The following is a 12,406-nucleotide window of genomic DNA, read 5'->3' as shown; positions in this document are numbered from 1 at the left end:
CATGCTGACGGTCGTCCGTTGCTTGTATCGGCCAGGTGGAGCAGACGAGCGTCTCGCCATCCGCGATATCCATGTCGCCTACATGATCGAGAACCGGCGCTGGCTCGATCAGGGGGGCGCCTTGATGTCGGCCGACGGGTCCGTGGTGGAAGGCATGTTTCTGGTGCTGCGCCACGAGACGCGCGAAGCGGCCGATGCCTTCCTGGCGAACGAGCCCTACACCCGGGCAGGTCTTTTCGAAAGCGTCACGATCGAGCCGTTTGAGCGTTTCGTCCCCCATCCGGATCCGCAATTTCTTGAGCATCTCCTCGTATCGGCCAGAGAATGGATCGCACGCAATTTGCGAACGCACGAGCAGCGGGGCTGAAGGCGGCTGCCCCTCCGACATTGCAGATCTCTTCGCGGAACTGACGTGAATCATCATTGAGGGATTATTGTGCGGGCATTTCATGTCGACCAGTTCGGACATCTCGACGGCCTCATTCTCAAAGAGACTTCCGTGCCGCCCCTCGGGCCAAAGGACGTTCTCGTTCGCATCCGCGCGAATTCCCTGAATTATCGCGATCTATTGATTGTGAGCGGCCAAGGCGGAAGCTTCAATGCCGCGAGCGGGACACGACCTGGATTGGTGCCTGTTTGTGACGGCGCAGGTGACGTCTTGGCGGTGGGCAAAGATGTCACGCGGGCAAAGATTGGCGACCGCGTTGCGGGCACGTTCATCAGACGCTGGATCGGCGGGCGTATCAAGCCGGAGTATCTCGGCGAGCAGCGGGGCCGGGATGTAGATGGCTTGCTGCGAGATCACGCAGTCCTCGATGAAGAGGAGGTCGTGCGCGTTCCGGACCATTTGTCCTATACGGAATCCGACTATCAGCCGCAGCTGATCCGCGTTTGCCAGCCGACGCCGGTCGCTACTCATGAAAATCTTTCAGGCGGCGGCCTGTTGGAGGGATCGTCCCTTTAATTGACAGAACGGTCGTACTATGAATAATAATCCGAAGAAGACAAGAGTTGGGGAGGACCATCTATGATGGAGATGCGACAACTCGCCTTGGACGATCGCTATACTGCGACGTCGGATGAGGTCCTGCTCAATGGGGCGCAGGGCCTCCTTGTTGCCATGACGAACCAGATAGGCAGCGGATTCGCGCTCGAGTACAGGACGCGCGAGGAGGCCGATCGCTTCCTCGTAGCCGAACCATACTGCGTCTCGGTGCATCCCATGACGGTGATGGTGCCTGAGCGCCATCCTGGCTTCCAGGAAGATGAACTCCGGCGCCAATTGTCCGAAATCGACACTTCCAAGCTGGTGCCGTGAGTCAGAACATGCGCGGGATCACAAGCATCGGAACCTGCAACTTCTCGCAGCTCGCCAACGCCTACGCTCACCGGCACGGAATCAATACTCGAGACCTCAAGCGCGCGATGGCGAAGGTTTCGGTGAAGAGCCACGCCAACGCTGTCAGCAATCCGCGAGCACATCTTCGCGGCCGACATTGGCGCCTCGCGCCGCTGCCGGCGTCACTGTCGGAATTCTTCCCGGCGGGCACCGGGACCAGCGGATTGTCGCTCTCCTATAGTTTCGCGGTAACGGTGTTCGGCGGCTTCGCTCCGTTCATCATCACATGGTGATCGCAACGACCGGCAGCAAACTCGCACCAAGCTATTACGCCGGCGCGGCCGCGACGCTGAGCTTGGTGGTTCTTATCGCACTGCGCAGCCGCTATCGTCCAACGCCCGAAACTATCAGCGCAATTTCGGAGGGCCGGTGATGAAATTCCAAGCCAATGCCCATTCAATCGCCGAATACCGCGAGCTCGCGCGGCGGGCGCTGCCGAGGATGATATTCGACTTCTACGATGGCGGCGCTGACGGCGAAAACACGCTTGCAGGCAACCGCGCCGCACTGGATGCGAAGCGACTGCTCGGCTCGGCGCCGATCGATGTCGGCCGTCGCAGCCAAGAGGTCAAGCTCTTCGGCAAGTCCTACGCAATGCCGCTCATCATCGGCCCGACGGGCCTGGCAGCAGCGGCTTGGCCGGACGGGGACATAGCTTTAGCTCGCGCCGCTGGCCGGGCCGGCATTCCCTTCGTCATGAGCACCGCAGGCACTTGCACGCAGGACGACGTCGCTTCGGCGGGCGACGGTAGCAAATGGATGCAGCTCTACATCTTCAAGGATCGCGCCTTTAGCGCGCGCATCGTTGACAAGGCGGAAACACTCGGCTTCGAAGCCATCGAGGTTACGGTCGACAACGCGGTCGCCGGCAAGAGGCTGCGCGATGAGCGTAACGGATTCTCGCTGCCGTTCCGATGGACGCCGGCAAAGCTGGCGGGCCTCCTCGTCCATCCCGGCTGGAGCATGAGGATGGCGCGGGCAGGGGCGCCGCAGCTCAAGGTGATGGGGGAAGGACTCGGGCTGGAAAAGACCGACACCATCGCCGCGCTGATGCAGAGCCAGTTCGATGCCTCGATAAGCTGGGACGATATCGCAAGACTGCGCGATCGCTGGAAGAAGCCACTGATCGTCAAGGGATTGCTCGACCCGTCGCATGTCAGCAAGGCCTTGTCAGTCGGGGTTGATGGTCTGGTGATCTCCAACCATGGCGGTCGTCAGCTCGATGGCGCTGTCGCCTCGATCGACGTCCTGCCCGACTTCGTGGCGGCGGCCGGCTTACGCTCTTGATCGATAGCGGTTTCCGCACAGGCTCCGACATTGCTCGCGCGCTCGCGCTCGGAGCTGACGCCGTTCAGGTCGGTCGGGCGACCCTCTATGCGCTTGCAGTCGGCGGCGAGGAAACGGTCTTTCATGCCCTTGGCCTCCTGAAAGCCGAACTGGACGTCGCCCAGGCGCTGATGGGCGTGGCCAGGATCGAGGATTTTCATCCAGGCATGATCCGTCAGCCGGCGCCGGTTCCGCTCGCGCCTCGGCCTGACGCCGGGGCGTCGCCAACTCCTGTCTCATACCTAAGAAAAGGCACATGACATGCGCATATTGAAGGGATTTCTTACCGCTGCCTGCCTCGCTTGGTTCGCATCGTCCGCGACCGCTAAGGACCTGCCTCTCATCGGCCTCACTTATATCGTGGAGCACCCCGCCATCGATGCCGTGCGTGAAGGCATCATCGATGGCCTCAAATCGGCTGGCTATGAAGATGGCAAGACGGCCAAGATTGTAATCCGAAGCGCCCAGGGAAACATGGCGACCCAGGCCCAGATCGCAAACGAGTTTTCCGGTCTCGACCTCGATATCTCGATCGCCATATCGACCCCTTCCGCGCAGGCCCTGAAAAATTCTCTGAAAGGCAAGCCGTTGATCTTCGCAGCGGTGACCGATCCTGTCGGCGCTGGCCTCGTCCCGTCGATGGCCAAGCCGGGCGGCAACGTAACCGGGACCAGCGACCAGCAGCCGTATCCGCCGATCCTCGAGCTGATCAGGAAGCTGGCGCCGGGCGCCAGGAAAATCGGCGTGATCTTCAACCCGGGCGAGGCCAATTCCGTCTCGCAGGTTGAATCTTTGAAAGTAGCGGCCAAGGCTTCTCAATTGGAGATCGTCGAGAGCCCTGCCGCCCAGTCGGCCCTGGTCGGAGACGCTGCGCGCAGTCTCGTCGGCAGGACCGATGCGATTCTGTTGCCTACCGACAGCACCGTCGTGTCGGTTGTCGAGAGCGTGGTGACTGTAGGCAAGACGGCGCGACTGCCCGTCTTCGCCTGCGACACGGGTTCGGTCGAGCGGGGCGCTCTCGCGGCGTTGGGCTTCAACTACTACGAGATGGGCAAACTGACCGCACAGATGGCGGGCAAGGTGCTCAAGGGAATGAATCCCGGCGAAATCCCGGCGCAGGTGCCGAAGAGCCAGGACCTTTATCTCAACGCGTCGTCAGCAAAGGCGATGGGTGTCGATGTCCCCGCCGAAATCCGCGCTGGCGCGAAAAAAGTGATCGAGTGAGATGAGTCTTTTCGCGTTCGCCGGCGCCCTCGAAACGGGATTTCTGTTCTCGCTGGTGGCCCTGGGCGTCTACATCTCGTTTCGTGTGCTCGCTTTTCCGGACCTCACGGTGGACGGCAGCTTCCCGCTCGGAGCCGCGGTCGGCGCGACTGCGATCGTGAACGGCGTCGATCCGTTCCTGGCGACCGCGCTGGCCGCTATGAGCGGCGCAGCCGTCGGGCTGATCACCGCCTTGCTCAGCGTGCAATTCCGCATCATGAATCTGCTGGCGGGCATTTTGTCGATGGTGGCGCTCTTCTCCATCAATCTGCGCATCATGGGGCGGCCGAACCTGCCGATCTACGGACGAGCGACGGTGTTCGATCGTTTCGGCGAACTGGGCGACTTCGGCCTGTGGCGAAATGTGATTGCTCTCGCCCTCTTCGCCATTGCCGCAAAGCTGCTGATCGACTGGTTCCTCAAGACCGAGATCGGCCTTGCTCTGCGGGCCAGCGGTGAGAACCCGGCAATGGCGGAGGCTCAGGGCGTCAACAATGCCGCGATGATCTATCTCGGAATGGCCATCAGCAACGCGCTCGTCGCGCTAGCTGGCGCGTTGTTCGCCCAGACGCAGGGCGTGGCCGACGTTTCCATGGGCGTCGGTACGATCGTCACAGGACTTGCGGCTCTGATTATAGGCGAGGCGCTGCTTAGGCGGCGGGCTCCTTTCTTCGGGACGCTCGGCTGCCTGGTCGGGGCGCTCGTCTATCGGCTTTTTATCGCGGCAACGCTGAGCCTGGGCTTCATCCAGGCGCAGGATCTCAATCTGGTGACGGCAATCGTGGTCGCAGCGGCGGTGATCCTGTCGCAAGGCCGTGGGCTGGGTATTGCGAAGGGCGGAATGGCCCGCCTTCTCGCACGTCGTGCAGGAGGCAGGGTCAATGCTGCGTCTGAATGATCTGCACGTCACGTTCAACGTGGGAACTCCGACAGAAGTGCGGGCGCTTCGCGGTGTAAATCTCGACATCTCGCCTGGCGAATTCGTCACGGTCATTGGCTCGAACGGCGCGGGCAAGTCGACGCTCCTGTCCGCGATTGTCGGCGCCGTGCGTCCGAGTCGGGGGACCATCAAGCTCGGCGCCCAGGACATAACGGATTGGCCGGCCTCGAAGCGCGCCGCGGATGTCGGACGCGTCTTCCAGGAGCCGCGGCTCGGAACGTGTGGATCGCTCAGCATCGAGGAGAACTTGGCCCTTGCCGCAAAACGCGGGCGTCGTCGAGGCTTCTCGACCGCCCTGTCGGGCGGTCGGCAATTCGCGGACAAGCTCGCGCGGCTCGGACTCGGTCTGGAGGACCGCATGTCGACGCCGATCGGCCTGCTTTCGGGTGGACAGCGGCAGGCCGTCAGTCTGTTGATGGCGACGCTCTTGCCGATGAAGATTCTGGTTCTGGACGAGCATACCGCCGCACTCGATCCTGCCGCTGCGGCGAAAGTCCTTTCGCTCTCAGCGGAGATCGCCGACGCCGACGGACTGACCGTGCTGATGGTGACCCACTCGATGGGAGACGCTCTGGCCCTGGGCACACGCACCATCCTGATGGATCGTGGCGTCGTCGCGCTCGATGTAAGCGGCGAGGAGCGGCGAAAGCTCGACATTCCAGCACTGCTTCAGCTCTTCGGCAAGGGCAACCGGAAGGGTCGTCGACAGCGATCAGATGATGCTGACTTGATCGTCTAGTGATGTGTTCTTGTGTGGGAAGCTGGAAACCTGATGAAACGAAAGCGAACCGACAGACAATCGTCGCAAGAGAACGAACTCGGGGCTCCGGCTGTATCTGCAGGCTTCCTTCCGGGCCCGGTCCGAACGGACAGCCTCCTGAAAGCTCACATAGCGGGAATGCCCTTTCACCCTAACAGATTCGCGCCTCCCGCTCCAAACCGACCGTTTTCCTACACCTTCAGCAGAAGAGACGTGTCGGCTTACATAGTTCAATCGTTCGTTCTATTAACTAGGCTACATCAAGGAAGAAACATATGATCAAGCACATCGACTCGGGCTATCTCCTGTCGCAGGTGACCGTCTCGAATGGCACGGCATATTTGTCCGGCCAGGTGGCGTTCGATTCTCGCGGCGCGGATTTCCCGACACAAGCCGCAGAAGTATTCGGGCGGATCGACGCACTTCTGGAGAAGGCCGGGACGGATCGATCGCGATTGCTGACGGCGACTGTGTGGCTAGCGGACCTCGGTCATTTTGCCGGATTCAATGAACTCTGGCGCCATTGGCTTGGCGTGCATGGGCGGCCAGCGCGCGCTACGGTCAAGGCAGATCTGGTATTGCCCGGGCTTTTGATTGAAATTCAGGTAACGGCCGCTGTTGGCGATTGATACGCACAGTTCAGAGGATCCAACATGCAGGCGTTTTCCATCGAGCAACCTGGTAACCCAAATAGCCTATTTCTGAAGAAACGGGCCTCTATAACCCCTGGTGCGCGCGAGGTACTTGTCCGCATCCGGGCAAATTCTCTCAACTACCGCGATCTGCTTATCCTGCGTGGCGATACATTCAACGTGCGGCCGGGTCTAATTCCGCTCAGCGACGGAACTGGCGATATTGTCGCTGTTGGAGATCGAGTCACACGGGCCAAGATCGGAGATCGAATAGCAGCGACGTTCTTCCCGCGGTGGATCGGCGGCCGGGTCAGGCCGGGGTACATTTCGGAACAGCGCGGCAGCGATGTCGATGGATTGCTATGCAGTCACGCCGTCATCAGCGAGGAGGAGATCGTTCACCTCCCGGCTCATCTCTCTTTCGCCGAAGCTGCAACGCTTCCCTGCGCGGCCTTGACCGCCTGGTCCGCACTGACTGGGCCGGTCCCCGTGATAGCCGGCGATACTGTTCTCATCCAGGGCTCAGGGGGCGTATCCTTGTTCGCTCTGCAATTCGCCAAGCTGTTCGGTGCCCGGGTCATTGCGACGACCTCGAGCGCCGATAAGGCCGAGCGCCTGAAAGAACTCGGGGCAGACGACGTCATCAACTATAAGGACACGCCTGATTGGGAGTTTGCCGTGCGGAAGCGAACAGGGGGATTAGGGGCAGATCATATAGTTGAGGTAGGCGGCTTAGGAACCCTGACGCGTTCCCTGAAAGCTAGCGCGGTCGGCGGGCAGATCGCGCTGATCGGCAGGTTGACCAAAGTCGAGGACTTCGATCCGTCGGCGCTCAGCCAGAGTGTGTCGACCGTCCGACGGATCACGGTCGGCAGCCGCGATGGCTTTGATGCGATGAATCGAGCTATCGCCGCGCAGCAACTCCGGCCGGTAATTAGTCGCTCTTTCCCGTATTCTAAGGCCATGGATGCTTTCCGGGCCTTCGAAAGCCGATCACATGTCGGCAAGATCGTAATCGAGCATGAGTGATCACAAGCAACTCAGCGCTGGAGTGGATGCGCAGCCGGAGCCGCGAAGCGTGCACGGCGTCCGTGCATAGCGGACGAAGGGGTGGTTATGCCGCCGGGACGCGTGGTCGTGCGGCAGGCAGCGTAGGCACTTCGCGGACAAGCTCGTGCGGATCAGGCTTGGTCTCCAGGACCGCATGTCGATGCCGATCAGCCTGCTTTCGGGTAGACAGCGGCAGGCCGTCAGTCTGTTGATGGCGACGCTCTTGCCGATGAATATCCTGGTTCTCAACGAGCATACGGCCTTACGGTCCAGCTCAGGATTGTGCCCAACCTACGGAAGGTTCAGTACCTACTACGTCGGCGAAATTTTACATCGATCCCGAGAGCGTGATTCCCAACGCCCGGCGAGACGGCTTCGAGGAGACCGGCGCCTGGCTGGAAATCCAGTCGGAATTGATAACGACGGTCTGTGCACCCCTGGCTTCCGATGCCTATGCGGCCTCGCAACGGGGGCAACTCGACGTCGAAGCAGTCGTCGGCGATATCGGCGATCTGGTGAAGCGCGGCAACACCCTCGCCCAGAGCTCCAGGTCGTCTTACGATCAGGTCGTCGAACTGATGAACTTGGCGAAGAGACCGAGGCGGCGTGCGGCGTCCGCGCTGAAGATCGTCGACGATCTCGACGCGACGGCCGTCGACGAAGGCCACCCAAATCGTCAATAGTCGGTGTTGCTCAAGGACGCCGCCAAATCGGTCGAATCCGTCGAGACGCAAGCGCGGATGCTGGTGGGACGTTTCCTCGACGAGGACGACAAGCTGACGGCGCTCAAGGCGCGTTTGAGAGAGGAAATTCTTCAGGAAGTACTGGACGTCGTCAACGCGTATGTCGATCCGGCTACCTATCAAAAGATCAAGCGCCAACTGACCAGGACTAGATAGTCGGCCAAATTCGCGAGGAACTTGTCTGCGATCGTCTGCTGCAACGTGCCCATGAGCCAATCTCGGCGATTCGTAGGTTGCTGCTGAAAGGATTGTAACCTGCGCAGCGCTGCAGCATAAGGCGACCAAGTCAACATGGATGATCTTGCCGCTGATGGGCGGCGCTTGCCCGTCACGCCGCCGGCCCGGGCGGGTCTTCCTTGATACCGCGGGCAACGATCCGGAGCGTCTGGTCCGGAAGCGGCCGCTGCAGCTTCAGGGCCTCGTCCGGAGGTGCCGTCATCCAGGCCTCGACCTCGTCCGGCGTCGTCAGGATAACCGGCATTGCCTTCGGGTGGATGGCACCGACCTCGGCGTTCGGCTCTGTCGTGAGGAACGCGTATAGGTCGTTTTGGTCCAGATGCCGGCGAAGCAGGCGAGGGGACGATCCTCGTCGAACGCGAACCAGATATCACCGCCCTCAGACTTGTTGAACTCACTGAACGAGTTGAGCGGCACTATGCAGCGATGCTCGGGGCCGAGCCAACGGTCCCAGTGTTTGCCCTTCACATTGCGGATGTTGGTCGTCCCGCCGTCCGGCTCCATTCTGAGCAATTCCTTGAAATCCACCGTCTTGCCTTTGGCCTGCAGCTTTTCCGCTCGTTTCTTCGTGGCGTCCATCAGCGCTTTTGATGACGACGGCATCCCCCATCGCGCCGTAGAGAGTTCGCGGCCCTCGGCTCCGTTCCGCACGATCGGTGCGTTGTAGTCGGGAAAAACCCCCGGCAGCGGCGCCAGATTTCCAACGTATCGGTTCACGACGCGGAACAGCGCGCTGATCGCAGCTTGGTTGGTCGTGATCGAATAAAGATTGCACATCGGTCAGGATTCGGTTGGAGGGTGGCGCGGCTGCCACGTCAACTGTAGCAGAGTCGCGGATGGACGCCGGCCGGCCTTGGCGCATTTGCGGCAGCGCAGCCGGCTGGCGAGATCGTGCACGAAGGTGGTCGGCGGGTGCTTCATCGCCGCGAGGTCGACATCGCTCGGCGTCTTGCAGCGCGCGCACCTGATCTCGAGCCAGGGGAAGCCTCCGTTCGCAGCCTGATCGATGGTCGGCGACGGATCGATCGGCTCGCCGTCACTCCACATCCGTTCGTTCCAGCTTTCGCAAAGCAGCCTGTCGGCTTGCTGGATCATCGCCTCGCCTTTGGCTCGCATCTCCGCCGATTGGGTCGCCAGGATGTTAGCCATCGCGCGTGCCTTGCCGAGCTCTTTCGCCAGAGCCTTGCGATCGCCTCCCGACAGGGGCGTAGGGTGATACTTCGGGGCCATCCGGACATCCAGGCGCAACGAGATCGGATCGGCAAATCCAGAGCGACTACGGCGTCTCGAAAGCTGGCCAGCACCCGTCTTCTTCATGCCTGCCGGTGCGCTGCTGGCAAGTGTTGTCGAGCAGCCGCCGCGCGACGTCCTTCCAGACTGCGTTATCGCCATACAAGCGGACGGCATCGGCGGTCTGGATTTCGACTATTCGCTCGCAGCGGCGGCAGGTCACGCGGAGGACGTGGCGCTGAATGTCGGAAAGGCGTCGTTGCCGGCTCTCGCTTGCGGTCGCGCCGGCGCGAGGATCTTTGAGCACCGAGTCCCAGTATTCGGCCGGAAGCGGTGCATCCAGAGCCGCAGCGGAAGGTGTCGGCCTGTGGGCGGCCTGGGCTGCCAGCTTTTCCATCTGCTTCGGGGTCGGCGTGCGCCAGCTCGCGGGTCGGTCGGTCATGCCCCAATTAGAACATAACAAGAACAAATGTCGAGTCCCGCTCCGGCCAGCCACTGAGAAAAAATCATCCTGGCGCGAAGGATGTGATGTCGGAACCAAGGCTGGTGGATCGTCTTGAATCCGGCATCAGTAATGGAGTTCCCCCGATGGCCCCCCGCGCTAACTGGAAAGGCTTCCTGCGTCTTTCCCTCGTCACCTGTCCGGTCGCGCTCTATCCGGCCACCTCGGAATCCGAAAAGGTCTCGTTCAACCAGCTCAACCGAAAGACCGGCCACCGCATCAAATACGCCAAGGTGGACGCCGATACCGGCGAGGAGGTCGACAACGAGGACATCGTCAAGGGCTACAAGGTCGACACCGACACATTCATCGAGGTGACGAAAGAGGAGCTGGAGAACGTTGCGCTGGAATCGACGCGAACGATCGAGATCGACGAGTTCGTCGACCGCAGCGAGATCGACCCGCGCTATCTGATCCGCCCTTACTATCTGACTCCAGATGGCAAAGTCGGGCACGACGCTTTCGCGGTTATCCGCGAAACCATCCGCGAAATGAACAAGGTCGCGATCGGTCGCGTGGTGCTGACCAATCGCGAGCACATCATCGCGCTGGAGCCGCTGGACAAGGGGCTTATGGGGACCCTGCTGCGCTATCCCTACGAAGTCCGGCCCGCGGAAGAGTATTTCGACGATATCCAGGATGTCAAAGTCACCAAGGACATGCTCGATCTCGCAAAGCACATCGTCAATCAGAAGGCAGGGCATTTCGAGCCGGACAAGTTCGAAGACCAGTACGAGACTGCGCTTATTGATCTGATCAACCAGAAGCGCGCGGGCAAGCCCATCACCGCGAAAGCGCGTCCTCGAGGTGAGAACGTCGTGGACCTGATGGACGCGCTGCGCAAGAGCATCGGAAGAGAGGGCGCGGCAGGTCCAGCGGCACCCAAGAAATCAGGAAAAAAGCCGCGCAAGGCGGCGGCTGGGCAGAAGGAAATGCTGATGCCGATCGCAGGCAAGAAGCCGGCGAAGGAGACCGCGGCGAAGAAGCCGGCGGCCAAGCCGCAGCGGAAGTCGGCTTAGGTGACGTGAAGCATCCGGTGACGCCGGACGGCCACTCCTTCGTCGTCCGCGGCAGGCTCTGGCGAATGAAAAATCCGATCTCGACGACGTCACGCGAGATCATCTCGTCTGCCGTCTAACGGCGGCCCGGCGGGTCGGTGCGCGCGCCAGGAAGGCGACCGAGCCGAAGTAACGGTGCATAGGACCGTGGACGAGGCTAAGCAGGCGCTGGGCGAGCGCGGTCCGGTATGGCGGGACGACGGCTCGCCGGCTCTCGATTGCTCTGCAAAGTAGGAGCGATATGGCTGCGGTGAAAAAGACTTCCAGATCGACCTTGAGCGCGGGGATTCTCGCATACCGCAAGGGCGTTCGTGGGCTCGAGGTACTGCTCGTTCATCCCGGCGGTCCGTTCTGGCGTAAGAAGGATGATGGCGCCTGGTCCATTCCTAAGGGCGAAATCGATGCCAATGATGCTCCGGAGAACGTCGCTCGACGCGAATTTGCCGAAGAACTCGGCCCGAGCGCTTCGATTGGTCTACTCCAGGCGCTGGGGGAAGTCCGACAGCGAGGAGGGAAGCGCGTCATCGCGTTCGCCGGCAAGGGCCACTTTGACCCGGGGGCGCTGACCAGCAATAGCTTCGATATCGAATGGCCGCCCCGAAGCGGTCGACGGCAGAGCTTTCCCGAAGTCGACCGAGCGGAATGGTTTGATATCGAGCTCGCGCGGACCAAGATGCTGTCCGCTCAGGTAGAGTTTCTCGATCGTCTTTTGGCAATCGCAGTTGAGAGCGCCGGGAAATGAGCTTCCGGATTGGAATAATTTCGGACACGCACGGCCTGTTGAGGCCCGAGGCGGAACGAGGCCTGACGGGCGTCGATCACATCATCCATGCCGGGGACATCGGGCGCCCCGAGATCGTCGACGCGCTTCGCCGGATCGCGCCCGTCACGGCCATTCGTGGAAACGTGGACAGTGGCGAGTGGGCTCGCGACTACCCCGACACGAACCTTGTGCGCCTGGCGGGAAAGTCGATCTACGTTCTGCACGACTTGAAGACGCTGAAGGCCGATCCCGGTGGCGGCATCGACGTCATCGTCTCCGGGCATTCCCACGTGCCGAAGATCGACACGGTCGGTGGCATTCTCTACCTGAATCCCGGCAGCGCGGGACCTCGGCGTTTCAAGCTGCCGATCACGTTTGCGACGCTCGAACTCACGCCTGACGGCATGCGACCGGAAATCCACGACCTTGAAGGCGACTGAGTGCCACCGCGGAGGGCCGGAGGAGGCGAGTGCGTCAATCCTTCCGTTTGCCGGGTTACGCCC

General features: G+C 61.3%; 16 protein-coding genes and 2 pseudogenes. 15 read left to right on the top strand and 3 right to left on the bottom strand.

Going from position 1 to position 12,406, the window contains the following annotated elements; genetic code table 11:
- Window position 1 precedes the first annotated feature (1 nt).
- The 12 genes and pseudogenes from ACVW1B_RS28765 (at window position 2) to ACVW1B_RS28710 (ending at window position 8,269) form a co-directional block, all read left to right on the top strand.
- Complete coding sequence (locus ACVW1B_RS28765) at window positions 2-367, top strand: YciI family protein (RefSeq protein WP_253638689.1); 366 nt, start codon at window positions 2-4, stop codon at window positions 365-367.
- A gap of 69 nt (window positions 368-436) precedes the next feature.
- Window positions 437-964: an alcohol dehydrogenase catalytic domain-containing protein gene (locus tag ACVW1B_RS28760; protein ID WP_253638690.1), complete on the top strand. Its 528-nt coding sequence runs from the start codon at window positions 437-439 to the stop codon at window positions 962-964.
- A gap of 63 nt (window positions 965-1,027) precedes the next feature.
- Window positions 1,028-1,318, top strand: coding sequence for a hypothetical protein (locus ACVW1B_RS28755; RefSeq protein ID WP_253638691.1), 291 nt, complete (start codon window positions 1,028-1,030; stop codon window positions 1,316-1,318).
- 8 nt (window positions 1,319-1,326) lie between these two features.
- Window positions 1,327-1,632 carry a hypothetical protein gene (locus tag ACVW1B_RS28750; RefSeq protein ID WP_092089126.1) on the top strand — a complete coding sequence of 102 codons (306 nt, stop codon included), beginning with the start codon at window positions 1,327-1,329 and terminating at the stop codon, window positions 1,630-1,632.
- Between the two features lie 139 nt (window positions 1,633-1,771).
- A pseudogene (locus ACVW1B_RS28745) lies at window positions 1,772-2,985 on the top strand (alpha-hydroxy acid oxidase).
- A gap of 1 nt (window position 2,986) precedes the next feature.
- Complete coding sequence (locus ACVW1B_RS28740; protein WP_253638693.1) at window positions 2,987-3,949, top strand: ABC transporter substrate-binding protein; 963 nt, start codon at window positions 2,987-2,989, stop codon at window positions 3,947-3,949.
- Window position 3,950: 1 nt separating this feature from the next.
- Window positions 3,951-4,886 carry an ABC transporter permease gene (locus ACVW1B_RS28735; RefSeq protein WP_310885557.1) on the top strand — a complete coding sequence of 312 codons (936 nt, stop codon included), beginning with the start codon at window positions 3,951-3,953 and terminating at the stop codon, window positions 4,884-4,886.
- Window positions 4,870-5,667, top strand: a complete 798-nt coding sequence (locus ACVW1B_RS28730; RefSeq protein WP_456822598.1) for an ABC transporter ATP-binding protein — start codon at window positions 4,870-4,872, stop codon at window positions 5,665-5,667. The genes ACVW1B_RS28735 and ACVW1B_RS28730 overlap by 17 nt, the downstream gene beginning before the upstream one ends.
- 296 nt (window positions 5,668-5,963) lie before the next feature.
- Window positions 5,964-6,317, top strand: coding sequence for a RidA family protein (locus tag ACVW1B_RS28725; RefSeq protein ID WP_456822597.1), 354 nt, complete (start codon window positions 5,964-5,966; stop codon window positions 6,315-6,317).
- A gap of 24 nt (window positions 6,318-6,341) precedes the next feature.
- Window positions 6,342-7,349, top strand: a complete 1,008-nt coding sequence (locus tag ACVW1B_RS28720; protein ID WP_141340659.1) for a zinc-dependent alcohol dehydrogenase family protein — start codon at window positions 6,342-6,344, stop codon at window positions 7,347-7,349.
- 368 nt (window positions 7,350-7,717) lie between these two features.
- Window positions 7,718-8,053: a hypothetical protein gene (locus ACVW1B_RS28715; protein WP_253638696.1), complete on the top strand. Its 336-nt coding sequence runs from the start codon at window positions 7,718-7,720 to the stop codon at window positions 8,051-8,053.
- 3 nt (window positions 8,054-8,056) lie between these two features.
- Entirely contained in the window at window positions 8,057-8,269 is a 213-nt protein-coding gene (locus tag ACVW1B_RS28710) for a hypothetical protein (RefSeq protein ID WP_225648605.1), read from the top strand.
- Window positions 8,270-8,441: 172 nt separating this feature from the next.
- Here ACVW1B_RS28710 and ACVW1B_RS28705 read toward each other — a convergent pair.
- The 3 genes and pseudogenes from ACVW1B_RS28705 to ACVW1B_RS28695 all read right to left on the bottom strand — a co-directional run bounded on the left by ACVW1B_RS28705 (window position 8,442) and on the right by ACVW1B_RS28695 (window position 10,022).
- Window positions 8,442-9,127 (bottom strand): annotated as a pseudogene (locus ACVW1B_RS28705) (SOS response-associated peptidase).
- A gap of 3 nt (window positions 9,128-9,130) precedes the next feature.
- Window positions 9,131-9,580 (bottom strand): hypothetical protein, encoded by a 450-nt coding sequence (locus ACVW1B_RS28700; protein WP_253638697.1) that lies wholly within the window; start codon window positions 9,578-9,580, stop codon window positions 9,131-9,133.
- A gap of 46 nt (window positions 9,581-9,626) precedes the next feature.
- A complete protein-coding gene (locus ACVW1B_RS28695; RefSeq protein WP_456822596.1) occupies window positions 9,627-10,022 on the bottom strand; it encodes a hypothetical protein in 396 nt (131 codons plus the stop codon).
- A 146-nt stretch (window positions 10,023-10,168) separates the two neighbouring features.
- Between ACVW1B_RS28695 and ku the strand changes: the two genes are divergently transcribed.
- The 3 genes from ku (at window position 10,169) to ACVW1B_RS28680 (ending at window position 12,343) form a co-directional block, all read left to right on the top strand.
- On the top strand, window positions 10,169-11,101 hold the full coding sequence (ku, locus tag ACVW1B_RS28690) for a non-homologous end joining protein Ku (protein WP_253638699.1): 933 nt from the start codon (window positions 10,169-10,171) through the stop codon (window positions 11,099-11,101).
- A gap of 280 nt (window positions 11,102-11,381) precedes the next feature.
- Window positions 11,382-11,882, top strand: coding sequence for an NUDIX domain-containing protein (locus tag ACVW1B_RS28685; RefSeq protein WP_253638700.1), 501 nt, complete (start codon window positions 11,382-11,384; stop codon window positions 11,880-11,882).
- Entirely contained in the window at window positions 11,879-12,343 is a 465-nt protein-coding gene (locus ACVW1B_RS28680) for a metallophosphoesterase family protein (RefSeq protein ID WP_253638701.1), read from the top strand. The genes ACVW1B_RS28685 and ACVW1B_RS28680 overlap by 4 nt, the downstream gene beginning before the upstream one ends.
- The last annotated feature ends 63 nt before the right edge of the window (window positions 12,344-12,406 follow it).

It is taken from the genome of Bradyrhizobium sp. USDA 4502 (genome assembly GCF_054063355.1).
Note: the sequence above shows the minus strand (reverse complement) of the source record. Positions and strands in the feature narration are given on the sequence as shown.